At 47.9% G+C, this 15,278-nt stretch carries 14 protein-coding genes; 8 read left to right on the top strand and 6 right to left on the bottom strand.

The features are described 5' to 3' along the window. Positions 1–9: 9 nt before the first annotated feature. Together ACI0FR_RS14235 and ACI0FR_RS14230 are read right to left on the bottom strand one after the other, a co-directional pair. On the bottom strand, positions 10–2,319 hold the full coding sequence (locus ACI0FR_RS14235) for a putative bifunctional diguanylate cyclase/phosphodiesterase (protein ID WP_404906122.1): 2,310 nt from the start codon (positions 2,317–2,319) through the stop codon (positions 10–12). 317 nt (positions 2,320–2,636) lie between these two features. Beyond that, positions 2,637–3,380 carry an SDR family NAD(P)-dependent oxidoreductase gene (locus ACI0FR_RS14230; protein ID WP_374833597.1) on the bottom strand — a complete coding sequence of 248 codons (744 nt, stop codon included), beginning with the start codon at positions 3,378–3,380 and terminating at the stop codon, positions 2,637–2,639. Positions 3,381–3,730: 350 nt separating this feature from the next. On the opposite strand from ACI0FR_RS14230, the gene ACI0FR_RS14225 reads away from it, so the two are divergent. Beyond that, positions 3,731–4,492, top strand: a complete 762-nt coding sequence (locus tag ACI0FR_RS14225) for a gamma-glutamyl-gamma-aminobutyrate hydrolase family protein (protein WP_404906123.1) — start codon at positions 3,731–3,733, stop codon at positions 4,490–4,492. A gap of 63 nt (positions 4,493–4,555) precedes the next feature. Here the strand turns inward: ACI0FR_RS14225 and ACI0FR_RS14220 are convergent, their stop codons facing one another. Both ACI0FR_RS14220 and ACI0FR_RS14215 read right to left on the bottom strand, forming a co-directional pair. Further along, positions 4,556–5,527 carry a 2-hydroxyacid dehydrogenase gene (locus tag ACI0FR_RS14220; protein WP_404906124.1) on the bottom strand — a complete coding sequence of 324 codons (972 nt, stop codon included), beginning with the start codon at positions 5,525–5,527 and terminating at the stop codon, positions 4,556–4,558. A gap of 27 nt (positions 5,528–5,554) precedes the next feature. Beyond that, positions 5,555–6,574 (bottom strand): LacI family DNA-binding transcriptional regulator, encoded by a 1,020-nt coding sequence (locus ACI0FR_RS14215; RefSeq protein WP_374833591.1) that lies wholly within the window; start codon positions 6,572–6,574, stop codon positions 5,555–5,557. A 216-nt stretch (positions 6,575–6,790) separates the two neighbouring features. Between ACI0FR_RS14215 and ACI0FR_RS14210 the strand changes: the two genes are divergently transcribed. From ACI0FR_RS14210 to ACI0FR_RS14200, 3 genes are all read left to right on the top strand, one after another. Continuing rightward, positions 6,791–7,552 (top strand): creatininase family protein, encoded by a 762-nt coding sequence (locus ACI0FR_RS14210; protein WP_404906125.1) that lies wholly within the window; start codon positions 6,791–6,793, stop codon positions 7,550–7,552. Positions 7,553–7,660: 108 nt separating this feature from the next. Beyond that, positions 7,661–8,803 (top strand): CobW family GTP-binding protein, encoded by a 1,143-nt coding sequence (locus ACI0FR_RS14205; protein WP_374833587.1) that lies wholly within the window; start codon positions 7,661–7,663, stop codon positions 8,801–8,803. Between the two features lie 3 nt (positions 8,804–8,806). Further along, positions 8,807–9,781 carry a WD40 repeat domain-containing protein gene (locus ACI0FR_RS14200; protein WP_374833585.1) on the top strand — a complete coding sequence of 325 codons (975 nt, stop codon included), beginning with the start codon at positions 8,807–8,809 and terminating at the stop codon, positions 9,779–9,781. 37 nt (positions 9,782–9,818) lie between these two features. On the opposite strand, the gene ACI0FR_RS14195 is transcribed toward ACI0FR_RS14200, so the two are convergent. Next, entirely contained in the window at positions 9,819–10,748 is a 930-nt protein-coding gene (locus ACI0FR_RS14195; RefSeq protein WP_461667957.1) for an alpha/beta hydrolase, read from the bottom strand. 234 nt (positions 10,749–10,982) lie between these two features. On the opposite strand from ACI0FR_RS14195, the gene ACI0FR_RS14190 reads away from it, so the two are divergent. Further along, positions 10,983–12,035, top strand: a complete 1,053-nt coding sequence (locus tag ACI0FR_RS14190) for an Lnb N-terminal periplasmic domain-containing protein (protein ID WP_404909693.1) — start codon at positions 10,983–10,985, stop codon at positions 12,033–12,035. Here the strand turns inward: ACI0FR_RS14190 and ACI0FR_RS14185 are convergent. Beyond that, positions 12,016–12,363: a RidA family protein gene (locus ACI0FR_RS14185; RefSeq protein ID WP_374833579.1), complete on the bottom strand. Its 348-nt coding sequence runs from the start codon at positions 12,361–12,363 to the stop codon at positions 12,016–12,018. The two genes, ACI0FR_RS14190 and ACI0FR_RS14185, sit on opposite strands and share 20 nt — an antisense overlap. 366 nt (positions 12,364–12,729) lie before the next feature. Here ACI0FR_RS14185 and rpmH point away from each other — a divergent pair, with 366 nt between their 5' ends. From rpmH to yidC, 3 genes are read left to right on the top strand one after another with little or no spacing between them, the layout of a single operon-like run. Continuing rightward, positions 12,730–12,864, top strand: coding sequence for a 50S ribosomal protein L34 (rpmH, locus tag ACI0FR_RS14180; RefSeq protein ID WP_374833577.1), 135 nt, complete (start codon positions 12,730–12,732; stop codon positions 12,862–12,864). 36 nt (positions 12,865–12,900) lie between these two features. Continuing rightward, positions 12,901–13,335, top strand: coding sequence for a ribonuclease P protein component (gene rnpA / locus ACI0FR_RS14175; protein WP_374833650.1), 435 nt, complete (start codon positions 12,901–12,903; stop codon positions 13,333–13,335). Further along, positions 13,325–15,163, top strand: a complete 1,839-nt coding sequence (gene yidC, locus ACI0FR_RS14170) for a membrane protein insertase YidC (RefSeq protein WP_404906127.1) — start codon at positions 13,325–13,327, stop codon at positions 15,161–15,163. The genes rnpA and yidC overlap by 11 nt, the downstream gene beginning before the upstream one ends. The last annotated feature ends 115 nt before the right edge of the window (positions 15,164–15,278 follow it).

Here is a 15,278-nt window from a genome sequence, read left to right as displayed (position 1 = left end):
TGCTTGAATTTATGTGGAAGGTATATGCGGCAAAACTGTGCCGTTACTGCTTAATATCGGCCTCCCGATATAGTCAGGCACAGAAGTTACCGGCATCGGTTTTCCCATCAAATAACCTTGAATGAGGTCAGCACCTGCCGCAATACGCACCAACGCCAACTGCTCTTCGGTTTCAACACCTTCAACCGTAACACCAAGTCCCAATTCATGAGAAAGATGGGTCACACCACGCAGCAACATCAAGGAACGGCGGTCTTCGACAATGTTACGAACAAACGAGCGATCAACCTTTACCTTGGTCAATGGCAAAGAATTCAGATAGCTGAGGCTTGAATAACCGGTCCCAAAATCATCCAATGCAATATTGATACCCTCATTTTTTAAAGATTGCAGCACCAGAGCGGTATTATAACCATCATTAATAATCGCACTTTCTGTTACCTCCACTTCCAAAAGATGCGGAGGAAGCTTGGCATTAGTCAAAGCATCCGCAATCATTTGGGTAATATTGGTATTGGCCAGATCAATCGCCGACAAGTTGACGGAAACACCGACCTCACCGCCCCATTTTGCACAATCAAGACATGCCTGGCGCAGCATGAAGCGGGTAATTTCTGAAATAACCCCCATTTCTTCCGCCAACGGAATATATTCGGCCGGAGAAATAGCGCCCAATTCGGGATGCTCCCAGCGCGACAGCGCTTCACATGCAACGACACGTAATGAATGAGCGCTGACTATCGGTTGATAAACAACGCTTAACGCACCCTCTTCAATAGCTTTGCGCAATTCGCCTTTTAAGCGTTGGCGGCTGCGATATTTGACATCCATTGCCTCTTCAAAAATTGCCCATTTCTTATTTTCATTCGCTTTGGCTTCATAAAGCGCCAAATCGGCACGAATATGCATATCGCTGGCATCACATTGTCCGGCTTCGCAAATTGCAATACCCATATTCACATTAACAAGAACCTGAGCCGCATCCAGTTTATATATACCGGTGACAGCTGATTGAATTTGTTTAACCACAGCTTCAATCTCGGATTGTTCATTAAGGGCTGCAACATAAACAACAAATTCGTCTCCGCCAAAGCGTGAGACGACAAAATGTTTTGAATCCAATTCACCCAAGCGAACAGCAAAAAGCCTGAGCAACTCATCACCGGCATGATGTCCCAGCGTATCATTAACATGTTTGAAATGGTTGATGTCGATGACGATCAGGCCGGAATAAGGGACCTTCGGATTTTGCGCTTTTAATGAGCGCACCATTGTATCGAAATAACTCCGGTTCGGCAGTCCCGTCAAACTGTCATAACGTGCCATATGCTGGATTTGAGCTTCAGCTTCCACACGCTGGGTTACATCGTCGAGAATTAGAACAGTGCCACTATCTTCACTTAAATTACCGATGCACTCAACATAGCGATTATTGGCAAATTGAAAAATATCACGTTTGCGCATGCCGCTTAAAATATCATCCATACGCGCGCTGATATTACGAAAATCATTATGGGGAAACACGCCCTGCCTGCTGCAATAACGCAAAACGGTTTCTATCGAACGGCCTTGCATCCGAGTACCCTCGGCGATACGCAGCATTTCAACGGCGCGATCATTAATCACCGATATATTTTTGTCGGCATCAAACATGATCAGCCCTTGCGGCATATTATTCAATGCCGCATCGAAACGACTGGCAACGATTGAAAGACTATGTTTGCCCATAATGGCTTCAAACAGGAAGCGGCGCAAACCATTCGCCATCTGAATATTGGTCAGAAAATACGGTACCAGCAAGAGACCGGCCACCATCTGAAAACGCGTACCGCCAAGAAAAAAACCAATAAGAACAGGAACAATAGCCGAAATCGACATCAATAACACAGCCGCCGCAGACGGATAATTGCGCCCGACAATCGATGCGACCGAACCCATTAAAATTGCAAGACTGGTCAATTCAGCAAACGGATCACGCGCTACATAAGTACTGTAAAAACAAACGAGTCCCAACAGCAGACAAACAAGCGAGGCCCCGATAAGATAGCGCGCCTCCCAATGGTCGAGCTGCGCATGAGTCATTGATACGGTTCTGGCACGATCAAAATATGACATGTCCAACAAACGGCCACTGGTCACAATGCAAAAAGCAACGCAAAACCAAAGATAAGCGACATCAAGGGTTTTTAAAAAAATAACGCAACAACCAACTAAATGAGCGACAAGACCGAACCAAAGGGTCGTCCGGTGCCCGTAGAGCGACCGCATAAAAGATAGCCGAACATCTTCTGGTATATCAGTACGCCGGCGTTTTGCCATTTTCTGCCTAATTCCCCTTAACTGCCGCACAATACAGAGAATCCATTAAAAAATGATTTCCAATATCAAACTCAATAGTTGTAGCGCATTAATAGTTACAACCTAAAAAGCAATAAAAACAATATACCTCAAGTATTGTTTTTATTATTATAATCATCATTAAGAAAAATAAGTCTTAAGACTGCACATTCAGATCATGTATGGACTGTCATACTAAGAAAATTAAAATATATATATTTTATGCAGATTTAAACTGAACTCTGTTTTTATGTAAATTTTGGCACGTCTGATCAATGCATTAAACTGTCAGTTTTCACTTATAAATGGTGTCCGCCATCAATAGTCACAATCGTTCCGGTCATATACGCACTGGCATCGGATGCAAGCATCAAAACCGCACCGTCAAGATCGCATAAATCGCCAAGACGCCGCATCGGATTTTGTGCTTTTAAAAAACCTGCAGCCGGGCCTTCCAATAGTTCCGAATTAATGCCCGTGGGAAACCAACCCGGCGCAATAGCATTGACACGGATGGAGTTTTGCGCCCATTCCACCGCCAAAGCCCGCGTCATCTGCGAAATCGCCGCCTTTGACATTGAATAAGCCGCGGCTCCTTTTTGCACGCGTTCTGCCAAAATACTGGTTGTATTGATGATCGATCCAGCTTTTTTGGCCGCAATCATCCGCTTGGCAGCGGTTTGTGCAACCATGAATGCACCGGCCACATTGACGCTGAATATATGCTCCAGCATTTCATAATCAGTATCGAGTGCCCGCGCTTGATGGGCAACACCGGCATTATTGAAAACGACATCAACCGCACCGAATTTGGCTTCTGCCCTGTCAAAAATGCTCACAATTTCTACGTGGTTTGTGACATCGGCGTTTATATAATAAACGCGATCAGAATGAACTTGTGGCTCATGTTGGGTAAAACCGACACAAACAACTTGCGCACCATGCTCTGCAAGAACTGAAACAATCCGCTGCCCGATGCCCGATGATCCGCCGGTTACAACAATGACTTTATCCTTGACGGAAAATAGCTCCCTGCCCGTCATACTTCCCCTCAATTTAAAATCTTTTTACCCATTGGTCATAATATACTTTCAAAACCACCTACAAGACTATTTGCCAAAACTTTTATCCAATCAGGCACATAATCAGGCTTTCCCCCATAAAAGCATGTTTTATGCACAATTTTTGCCCTAAATTGAACAGATGAACGACATTGGCACATCTTCTGTTTGAACAAAAAATATTTATACCCCCTCATTGCATCTGGATCGGCAATTGAGAAATCTCCGCACAATATCTATATTCTTCCTACCTATCAAAACGGACTGCACAAATCGCAATTCTGTCCTTTATATAAGGCAGTAATAATTATTTTTTATAACAGGGTTATTCTATGTCCGACATAAAGCGTCCGCTTGTTGCTATTCCATCAGACCTCAAAACAATCGACAATGTCAGCTGGCATGCTATTTCTGAGCAATATCTGATTGCTGCTGCTGAAGTTGCCGGCCTTACCCCGATCATGATTCCGGCTCTGGGCGCTGCAATCAGCATTGAGACGATTTTGGAAGCCGTAGACGGTGTGCTTCTTTCCGGTTCAGCCTCGAATATTTACCCCGACCATTATGGCGCTGAGGCGAGCCAGGCTTATGAACCTTTTGATCGAGCACGTGATGCCACAACGCTGCCGCTGATCCGCAAAGCGATTGAAAAAGGCCTGCCGCTTTTGGCCATTTGTCGTGGATTACAAGAGCTCAATGTGGCGTTGGGCGGTTCATTATCCAACGAGGTTCAAGAAATCGAAGGCCGTAAAGATCATCGCGCACCGACCACCGAAATTCGTGATGAGCTTTATGGTCTTGCGCATCCGGTGACAATTGAAGCCAATTCGTGCCTTGCAACCATTATCAATGCGGAAACAATTACGGTAAACTCCCTGCATCGTCAGGCAATCGACACTTTGGCACCGAGCCTGACTGTCGAAGCAATGGCCGAAGACGGCACCATTGAAGCGGTTTCCGTGAAAAATGCCAAAAGTTTTGCCATCGGCACACAGTGGCATCCTGAATATTGGGCAAAGACCGATGCGCCCTCGCGCCAAATTTTTGAAGCTTTTGGTGATGCTGTGCGCGCCCATCATCAAAAACGCAGCTGATTGCTATTAAATTCGTCATTTAAAAAAACCCCGCATTGAATACTCTATGCGGGTTTTTTTGAATTAGTATTTACGGGTCACTGTTTGAGTTTCAAAGACGGGTGTCACCACCTCGCCCGAACCAAACCAGCCAAGCAGATTATCAATCACCAGTTTGCTCATATTCAGTCGGGTTAGTTCCGATGCTGAAGCAACATGCGGCAGCAATACGACATTGTCCATTTGCATCAATTCTTCCGGCACATGCGGTTCTTTTTCAAATACATCAAGTCCGGCAGCTGCAATCACCCCGTCCTGAAGTGCTTTAATGAGCGCTTTTTCATCCACCAGCGAACCGCGCCCGACATTAATCAATACACCGTTTTTACCCAAAGCTTCCAACACATCTTTATTGACAGCATGAGTGGTATCTGCACTGGCCGGCGCCACTAAAATCAGCGTATCCACCGCTTTGGCAAGCTCAATCAGACTTGGATAATAGGTGTAGGATACATCCGAAGCTTTGCTGCGATTGTGATATGAAATTGATAAATCAAAAGCTTCCAATCGACGTGCAATTGCTTTGCCAATCCGTCCAAGGCCAAAAATACCGACTTTGCGCTCACGCAATGAGAGTTTGGAAAGCGGATAACCGCTTTGTTTCCATTTGCCCTGCAATAGATGATTCTGCGCGCGCGGCAATTCACGCACAGTATTGATGAGCAAGCCAACAGCGGTATCCGCCACTTCTTCGGTCAAGACATCCGGCGTATTGGTCACCATAATATTTTTTTGCGCCGCATATTTGGCATCAATACCATCATAGCCAACGCCAAAATTACCAATGATTTCCAAATTCGGCAGTTGATCCATCAAGCTATTAGGAAATCTGACCCCGATACTATTAATGACAGCTTTAATCGCGGGCAGTCTATCCGCTTCAAGTTTGCTGCCATCCCCGTCAATCAAATGGATGAGATCAAATTCGGGTTTTAATCTTTCCAACACTGTTGTGTTAAACTTGCCCAAAACCAGAATTGTTTGTTTCTGTTCCATAACCGCATCCCTTGATTTATAATGATATCAGCTTTTCTTCGGTTTCGTCGTGGATTGACGAATATGCAGCTCCGGATGAATCAATTCTTGCGGCACCGGCACCGGCACACCATTGAGCTGATCAAGCAAGGCACGCGCTGCACGACGCCCCACTTCACGCTGACCGTTCCAGACAGTCGTCAAAGCAGGGGTGGCAATCGCCGCCTCTTCCAGATCATCGTAACCGGTAACCGAAATATCTTCGCCCGGCACAAGACCCGCGCGCGCAATACCATTCATCAAACCGATAGCGGTCAAATCATTCCAGCAAACAGCCGCAGTCGGCTTGTCTTTTAAAGCCAGAAATTGCGGTGCTACTTCAAAGCCGCCTTGCTTGGTGCGCGGCCCCTGAATGCGCCATTCTGGTTTGACCTCCAAACCTGCCTTTTCCATCGCCATGACATATCCGTGATAACGGTCACGGCCGGTCGATGTCTGGTCGGTGCCGCCCACCATCGCGATTTTCTTGTGGCCAAGTGAAATCAAGTGGTTAGTGGCAAGGCTCATACCATAAGCATCATCACCACGGAAAACCGGTGCATCAACACCGTCAACACTACGCGCAATTAACACAATCGGCAGACCATTATCTTCAGCGAGCTGAATATCTTCAGCCGGTGTGCCAATTGCCGGTGACATAATCACCCCATCCGCACCGAGCTGTAATAAAGTGTCGATGAATGTGCGCTGCTTTTCCAACTGGTCATAATGATTGGAAAGGATGAAAGTTTGGCGTGAACGGTCAAGCTCGGTTTCAATCGAGCGCAAAATCTCGGCAAAAAACGGGTTCATAATGTCATGCACCACCACCCCGACAATGCCGGAGCGCGAAGTGCGCAGACTGGCGGCGCGCCGGTTGTAAATATAACCGATCTCGCGCGCATGCTCTTTAATCTTCTCGCGGGTCTGGTCAGCCACCAAGGGGCTGTCACGCAAAGCCAGTGAAACAGTCGCAGTGGAAACACCCAATGCATCAGCAATTGTGGATAGTTTTATTTTTTGAGCCACGACGCCTCCTGTCTAACCCCCGTTGACCTGATTATTCAGGCTGCAATCCGCCTCCGGCAGGATAATGCCGCATATTGCTTTGGCACAACACAAACATAAATATGCGCTATATCATAAAGTTTAGTAAATTGGTCTGATAAGGAGATCAATATGGAATGATATGAATTATGCTGTTGCGACTATAAAGTGTATAAGCAATCAAACGGAAATGTAAAAGTGATCTCTGCTGCCTCTGAAACTACGACACCACAAAAGATTGCCGTTCTGCCACTCGGTGCGCATGAACAACACGGAAGCCACCTGCCGTTTGAAACGGACACCATCATTGCACAAGGCATTGCCGATCATTTGAAACAAGCCATCTCCGGCAAACTCGACATTGAATTTCTTCCCGCGCAACCGGTGGGATATTCGATTGAACATATGGATGTTGCAGGCAGCAAAACACTTTCCTTTGATGAAGCGGTCAATCAATGGATCAGCATTGGCGCATATTTACATGCCCAAGGCATCCACAAATTAATGCTCATCAACGCGCATGGCGGCAATTCCCCCCTCCTCACCATTGTCGCCACCGAATTGCGGGTGCGTTACAATATGTTGGTGGTCGCCACCAGCTGGACACGCTTTGGCGTGCCTGAAGGGCTCATCAGTCAACAGGAAAAATCGCTCGACATTCATGGCGGCTTTATTGAAACCTCGGTGATGCTGGCGCTCCGTCCTGATCTTGTGGACATGAACAAAGCTGAAGATTTCGGCAATCGTCAGGCCGAATTTATTCAAAACTTCAAACATCTTCGTGCCTATGGCCCGCATGCTTTCGGCTGGAAAATGAGCGATCTCAACGCGCAAGGTGTGGCCGGCAATGCCAAAGCAGCCAACGCCCAAGCCGGTGAAAAACTCATTGCCCATGCAGTCAAAGGTTTAAGCGAATTACTGGAGGATATCAGCCGTTTTGATTGTGAAGACTTAAAATAAGCCATCATAATGTGCATAAGTGTCTATGTAATAGTATAGCATTTCACGGATCGATTCCCTATATCCGTCTTCTGATTAAATCCGCATCCAAATTGAGAGGCGATCATTATGAGCCAAGAGCAAACTGAAACGGCTACCACGCCGAACCGTATCCCTGTTACCGTTCTTACCGGATATTTAGGCTCAGGCAAAACCACGCTCCTCAACCGTATCCTCACCGAAGCCCACGGCAAGCGTTATGCGGTTGTGGTCAATGAATTTGGTGAAATCGGGATTGATAATGATCTGATCGTCGAATCCGACGAAGAGATTTATGAAATGAACAATGGCTGCATTTGCTGCACTGTGCGCGGCGATCTTATCCGCGTGGTGGAAGGCTTGATGCGTCGCCCGGGTCGCTTTGATGCCATTATCGTTGAAACCACCGGTCTTGCTGATCCGGTGCCGGTTGCACAAACATTCTTCATGGATGACGATGTGCGTGCCAAAACCAGCCTTGATGCTGTCGTTGCGCTCGTTGATGCCAAGCATTTACCGCTGCGCCTGAAAGACAGCCGCGAAGCAGAAGACCAGATCGCCTTTGCCGATGTGGTTCTGCTCAACAAAACCGATCTCGTCAGTGAAGATGATCTGGCCAAGATTGAAACAACCGTGCGCGCCATCAATCCGCATGCCACCATCCATCGCACGGAGCGCGCCAATATCGCGCTTGACCGTGTGCTGAATCGCGGCGCTTTTGATTTGCAGCGCGCACTGGATAATGATCCACATTTCCTCGATCACGATCATCCTGATCATGTTTGTGGGCCTGATTGTGATCACGATCACGGGCACGACCATCACCACCACCATCATAATCACGACCACAGCTGTGGCCCTGATTGCGACCACGATCACCATCATCACGAGCACGATCATGAACATGATCATGCTCAGGGCAAAGCATCCGACATTCATGATGTGACGGTGACATCCATCTCGCTGCGTACCGGCGAGTTGGATCCGGAAAAATTCTTCAGCTGGATTCAGGATATTACCCAGACCCAAGGCCCCAATATTCTGCGTCTCAAAGGTATTATGGCCTTTAAAAACGACAATGACCGTTATGTCATTCAAGGCGTCCATATGATTATCGAAGGCGATCACCAGCGCCCTTGGAAAGATGATGAAAAGCGGGAAAGCCGCCTTGTATTCATCGGACGCGATCTTGACAAGCAAGCGCTCAAATCCGGTTTCGAGGCCTGTAAATAAGCCATGCCAACACTTGCTCCTTTTGATCTCGAAGGCCATTGCCTTTTTAGCTGCTTCGTCAATGACATCCCGTTTTTTGTCATGGCCGACGGTACCGTAAATTGGCAAGATAACGGCCATCAAAAAGTAACCGCGCATGATGGTATCCTCTGCGCTGTTCTAAGCTTTGACGGTAAAAGCATCCTTACCGGTGGTGAGGATGGCCGCGTCTGCCGCATTGAGGCGTCCGGCAAAGTCCGTGAAATTGCTCATCAATCCCGCAAATGGATCACCACTATTGCCAGCGGTCCGCATGGGATGGTGGCATTTGGTTCAGGCCGTATTGCATGGGTGCTCGGTTCCGACGGCAAATTACAGGAATTGGCGCAGGAACGCAGTGTGGAAGGCATCGCCTGTGCCCCGAAGGGCCAGCGCATTGCTATTGCACGTTACAATGGCGCCGACCTGATCTGGACAGGCACCTCTGCAAAACCTGTCGATCTTGATTGGAAAGGTGCCCATATTGATGCAACTTTCTCGCCCGACGGCCGCTTTCTGGTTACGTCCATGCAGGAAAATGCGCTGCATGGCTGGCGTCTGGAAGATAACCGCCATATGCGCATGACCGGTTATCCGGCGAAGGTCAAAAGCTGGTCCTGGAGCGCCAAAGGCAAATGGCTCGCCACCTCCGGCGCATCAGCCGCGATTGTCTGGCCTTTTGCCAGCAAAGACGGGCCGATGGGCAAAGCACCGCTGGAACTTGGCATGCGCGGCGATACGATGGTAACATCGGTAAGCTGTCATCCAAGCGAAGATATTGTCGCGATCGGTTATCAGGACGGCATGATCATGGTCGTGCGCTTTGCTGACAACAAAGAAGTGCTGCTACGTCGTCCCGGCAAAAGTGCGGTCTCATCAATGGGTTGGGACAAGGCCGGTCATCGCCTCAGCTACGGCTCCGAAAATGGTGACTGTGGTTTGATCGACATCACCGCATGAAATTAAAAAAGCAGTGGTTAAAACCACTGCTTTTTTCTTAATGTTTTTTTGGCCTGACCTTCACATCGGTCAAGTTCGTGCCATCAAGAGAAGCCAACCATTGCCTAATGATCTGGCGATCTTTCAAGCCGAGCATATGCCCTGCATCCACCATTTCCGCATCCAGTTTGGCATCACTGCGGCGTAAGGCATCGGATAAAGCCGGCGCAAAAGGTGAATATAATTTATCCTGCTCACCGGTAATCGTCAGCACCTGAACTTTACTCAGATCCGCTTTCGGCATTTGTGCCAGCACCGGCATTGAGCGCATCAACACCGCACGACGTACCAGATCGGAATGCATAAACATGGTGGCAGCGAGCAAATTGGCACCATTAGAATAGCCGACAAAAGTCGCATTCGGCAAATCAAGATTTTCTTTCTCTGCCAACTTGCTTATAAAAATAACAAAAGTATCAGCTTCCTGCTGCACATCTTTTTCATCAAACTTTACGGCAGTTATTTTACGATACCAGCGCGTGCCGCCATCCTGCAAAACACGTCCTCTAACACCGAGCAAGACCGCGCGCGGCCAGACACGGCGCGCCAGGGGAACGAGACTTGCTTCATTGCCGCCCGAGCCATGCAAAAGCACCACCAATTCACGTGACGGGTTTCCCCCCTCCAATTCATCAGGATGATAAAACTGATAGATAAAGGTCCGATTACGAACCAGATTCTCCGGCTTTTTATCGTTCTTTTCTGCCGGTTTCTTCGTCGGGTCAATCATGATAAGCCCCTCTCCGGTCGGACTGATAGCAGCTGGCTTCGTCGTCACAGGTGTTTGTGTTTCGAGAGGTATATTGTGCTGCTTGCTACCCGACACCGACGCCAAAGAAAGCGTCTCCGCCATTGATGCAATTGAGAAAGACACACAACCGGATAATATACCGGCAACCAAACATGATTTTAAGAAACCGTTTACCATAAAAACTTTTTTGCCACCTAAACATTAGGCATTGGTTAAGAATGCGGGGTCACGAAGGATTAAACATGGAGTTTGGCAAAAATAATGCAAATTTGGATTTACAGGAACCGAATTACGCTGGATTTTTTTAACTTTATTACCTAGCCTCGTTTAAGCGCTTCTTGGCACTGAAAATATGCGTTGAAAACACATCATGTAAACAACATGCAAACTGGCGAGGATCGTTTAAGCGTAATGAATAATTACGACTGGCTCAATATCATCATCAAGCTCATCCTCTGTCCTGTCGCAATTGCCTTTTTCATTTGGGCAAGCTGCGCCATCTGGTTTCAAGCCCCTTTCGGCACTTTAATGCGTATTGCCATCATCGGCTTATGGCTTGGCGTGCTGGTCTGGTATCTGTGGGGTGAACGTCAGCCAGCCCCGTGGCCACGCCGCGCTATTTTCTTATGTCTGTGCCTTGCCATTTTGGGTTGGTGGGCAACCATCAAACCATCACTCAACCGTATTTGGGCTGCAGAAGTTGCCTATACCGTCACCGGCACGATTGATGGCGATATGGTCACACTCAATAATATCCGTGATTTTGAATGGATAAACGAAACCGAATATAAAATTCGCTGGAAAAGCGAGACTTACGATCTGAACACCATTACTTCAACGGATGCTTTTCTTTCTTACTGGACCGGCCCTGCCATTGCACACACATTAGTGTCTTTCGGATTTGCCGATGGCCGCCATATCGTTTTTTCCGCAGAAATTCGCAAAGAACATCACGAAGAATTTTCAACAATCGGTGGTTTTTTCCGCAAATTTGAACTGGCAATGATTGCCGCCGAAGAAAGCGACATCATCTTTACCCGCACCAATATTCGTGGTGAGCAGGTTTATCGCTATCCGATCGATATTGAGCAGGAAACCGCCAAAACATTGTTTTTAAACTATGTGGAAAATGCCAACCGTCTGGCCGAAGAGCCGGAGTTTTACAACACGCTTTTAACCAACTGCACCACCGTCATTTTTGAAATGGCGCGCCTGATGGACCCGGGCATCATGTTTGATTATCGTATTTTATTATCAGGCTATGCGCCTTATTACCTCTATGATCACGAACTGATTTCGACAGCGGATACAGCAGAACATACAATTGCCAAAGCGCATATCAATGAGCTGGCGAAAGGTGACGCAAAAGATTATTCACGCCGTATTCGCCAGCCTGTCACACTCGAGCAGCTGGACAAAATGCCAGAGCCGAGTTTTAAAACCATTAGTCCAGCGCTGCCGTAATAATGATTTCCACTTTATAATCAGGGCTGGCGAGCTTTGCCTCGCCGGTCGCACGTGCAGGCGTGTTGGCCGGATCAACCCAAGCTTCCCACGCTTTATTCATTTCACCAAAATCAGCCATATCATCCAGCCAGATGATCGCCTGCAGAATTTTGGATTTATTAGTGCCGGCCTTTGCCAAAGCTGCATCAATCTCTGCGCAAACATCTTGCGTCTGCTGAAAAACGCTGGCGCCTGGTGTACCGACCTGACCGGACAGATAAACCGTATTGCCGTGAATGACAGCTTCACTCATGCGCGGGCCAACTTCAATACGACGAATGCTCATGCTCAACTCCTGCTTTGCAATGTTAAAATTTCAAGCGTCACCGCTTGAAATTCATCCGCCTATGCAGAGCATATTTATTTTGATCACAGCAATCACTTTTTTATCATCAACGCTTTTTAAATGGCGTTAGTCCCTTTAAATGAACAGCTCCGGCCTTTCCCGAGCGTGTTTACTTGTGCCTGAACCTATTTACTTGTGCCCTAACCTATTTACTTGTGATTGACTCAAAAGGCGGCATTCTCTATAAGCCGCAACATATTCGTGAACATTTCACATCCGGCCAAAAGCCGGAGGCTTTCGTTAAACGAATTCGCTCCTGTTCAAAATACAGAACCAAGAAGGGCCGCACACCGCGGTATTAAATAAATGAAGCGTACATACCAACCATCCAAGCTCGTCCGTAAGCGTCGCCACGGATTCCGTTCACGCATGGCCACCACCGGCGGTCGTAAAGTTATTGCCGCTCGCCGCGCTCGCGGTCGTAAGCGGTTGTCCGCATAATTCGCAACCGCGCTTTAAAGCGCGGCCATGAGCGAAATGGACAAAATAACGAACAAACAAACACTCCGCCTTCGCAAGAGAGCGGAGTTTTTGACTGTAAGGAATGGCGAAAAACGCCGTGGCCCCTTGTTTCTGATGGAAGTGCGGGGGCGCACTCCAGAAGAATCGGCTAATGCTAAAATTGGCAACGCAACGCGAGTCGGTTTTACGGTGACCAAGAAAAACGGCAATGCCGTTATTCGCAACCGTATCCGCCGCAGGCTTCGAGAAGCCGTGCGCTGTCATGCAGCAGATGACATGCAGCCTTCAACCGACTATGTGATTGTTGCACGAAGAGAGGCACTCACTGCGCCCTTTCTGATCCTCGCCCAAGAAATTGCCAAGCGCGCCAAGCGCAGCAATGAAAGCAACCGATCAGATAAGAAGCGCCGAAGCGAACGACCGGAATCAGGACCCGTCAATGGAAAATAATCGAAATTTCTTCATCACCATTGCCCTGTCCATCCTCATACTGACACTCTGGCAGGTCTTTTACATGGGCCCCAAGTCGGAAGCCCAGCGTGAACAGACACGCATTGAGGAGCAGCAGCGTCAGGCACAAACCGCCACGCAGCAGGGCAATGGAGCCAATACCGGCTTAAGCGACACCCCCCAGTTACAGCAATCTGCTGATAATATTCCGGGTCAGGTTCCGGGAGCTGACAATGTTGCCGCCGGCTCACTGAGCCGCGAGGCAGCACTTGGTCAGTCCAAGCGTATTGCCATTGAAACCCCGGCTTTGCGCGGTTCCATCAATCTGACCGGCGCGCGTCTTGATGATTTATTCCTGAGCAAATATCACGAAACCGTCAGTGACAAATCGCCGAATATTGAGCTCTTGGCACCTTCTGCCTTGCGTCAGGGCTATTTTGTTGAACTGGGCTTTGCCGGCAATGACACAACCGGCGCAGTCCCGGGTCCGGCTACTGTCTGGACGGTTGAAGGCAATGACAAGCTTACCCCTTCAACACCGGTAACATTGTCCTTCACCAACGAGAAAAACATCACTTTTAAACGCACCATCTCGGTGGATGATGCTTATCTCTTCACTTTCGAAGACAATATCATCAATGAAGCAGGTGTGCCTGTATCGCTGGCCTCTTATGGTCGCGTTACCCGCTTCAACCAGCCGGAACATGCAAGCGCCACTTATGTACTGCATGAAGGCCTGATCGGTGTAATGGGTGACGACGGTCTTCAGGAAATCAAATATTCCAAGATCGAAGACAACAAGGACATGCCGTTTAAAGACGTGTCCGGCGGCTGGCTCGGCATCACCGATAAATATTGGGCTGCAACCCTTATTCCGCCACAGGCAGAAAAATACACGGCCCGTTTCTCCCATTTCACCAATGACCGTCCGCGCTATCAGGCTGATTTCCTGAGCGAGCCGATCACTGTTGCTGCTGGTGAAACTCAAAAACTGACCAATCATGTTTTTGCCGGTGCAAAAGTTGTTTCCGACATCAAAAAATATGAAGAAAATCTCAGCATCAAAAACTTCGAATTGCTGATCGACTGGGGTTGGTTCTACTTCATCACCAAACCGATGTTCTACCTGATTGACTGGATTTATAAATTCTCCGGCAATTTCGGTGTCGCGATTCTGGTGGTAACCGTTATCCTCAAAGGTCTGTTCTTCCCGCTTGCCAACAAGTCTTATGCTTCGATGGCACGTATGAAGATGATGCAACCTGCAATGCTTGAAATCCGTGAAAAATATGCGGATGATAAAGTCAAGCAACAGCAGGAAATGATGCAGCTTTACAAACGGGAAAAAATTAACCCGCTTGCTGGTTGCTGGCCGGTATTGGTGCAGATCCCTGTATTCTTTGCGCTCTATAAGGTGCTCTATGTCACCATTGAAATGCGCCATGCGCCTTTCTTTGGCTGGATTCATGACCTTGCAGCGCCGGATCCAACATCGCTGTTCAACCTGTTCGGTCTGTTGCCATATGATGTGCCACAGTTCCTGATGATTGGTGTCTGGCCGGTGATCATGGGTATCACCATGTTCTTGCAGATGCGCATGAACCCGACCCCGCCGGATCCGACACAAGCGATGATCTTCACATGGATGCCGATCATCTTCACCTTCATGTTGGCCGCTTTCCCTGCTGGTCTCGTCATCTACTGGGCATGGAACAATACACTCTCGATCACCCAGCAGGCGATTATCATGAAACGTCAGGGTGCCAAGATCGAATTGTTGGACAATCTTAAAGGTCTCTTCAAGAAAAAGCCCAAACCGGCTAAATAATCCGGTATAAGAATAAAAGCCCCTGTCTTCACAGGGGCTTTTTTTACATCATTTTTAATTGCATAGTTGACAAGCGAGCTATTAAGCTTGATGCCAACATTGAAAATAAAACCCC

It is taken from the genome of Paenochrobactrum sp. BZR 201-1, assembly GCF_044987585.2.
Taxonomy (GTDB): domain Bacteria; phylum Pseudomonadota; class Alphaproteobacteria; order Rhizobiales; family Rhizobiaceae; genus Paenochrobactrum; species Paenochrobactrum pullorum.
This window is presented reverse-complemented; position numbering and strand designations above follow the sequence as displayed.

Coding starts and splice junctions, on each gene's coding strand:
- ACI0FR_RS14200 (WP_374833585.1), top strand. CDS start 8,807: ATGCCAACACTTGCTCCTTTTGATCTCGAAGGCCATTGCCTTTTTAGC.
- yidC (WP_404906127.1), top strand. CDS start 13,325: ATGGAAAATAATCGAAATTTCTTCATCACCATTGCCCTGTCCATCCTC.
- ACI0FR_RS14225 (WP_404906123.1), top strand. CDS start 3,731: ATGTCCGACATAAAGCGTCCGCTTGTTGCTATTCCATCAGACCTCAAA.
- ACI0FR_RS14205 (WP_374833587.1), top strand. CDS start 7,661: ATGAGCCAAGAGCAAACTGAAACGGCTACCACGCCGAACCGTATCCCT.
- ACI0FR_RS14185 (WP_374833579.1), bottom strand. CDS start 12,363: ATGAGCATTCGTCGTATTGAAGTTGGCCCGCGCATGAGTGAAGCTGTC.
- rpmH (WP_374833577.1), top strand. CDS start 12,730: ATGAAGCGTACATACCAACCATCCAAGCTCGTCCGTAAGCGTCGCCAC.
- rnpA (WP_374833650.1), top strand. CDS start 12,901: ATGGACAAAATAACGAACAAACAAACACTCCGCCTTCGCAAGAGAGCG.
- ACI0FR_RS14190 (WP_404909693.1), top strand. CDS start 10,983: ATGAATAATTACGACTGGCTCAATATCATCATCAAGCTCATCCTCTGT.
- ACI0FR_RS14195 (WP_461667957.1), bottom strand. CDS start 10,748: ATGGTAAACGGTTTCTTAAAATCATGTTTGGTTGCCGGTATATTATCC.
- ACI0FR_RS14235 (WP_404906122.1), bottom strand. CDS start 2,319: ATGGCAAAACGCCGGCGTACTGATATACCAGAAGATGTTCGGCTATCT.
- ACI0FR_RS14230 (WP_374833597.1), bottom strand. CDS start 3,380: ATGACGGGCAGGGAGCTATTTTCCGTCAAGGATAAAGTCATTGTTGTA.
- ACI0FR_RS14220 (WP_404906124.1), bottom strand. CDS start 5,527: ATGGAACAGAAACAAACAATTCTGGTTTTGGGCAAGTTTAACACAACA.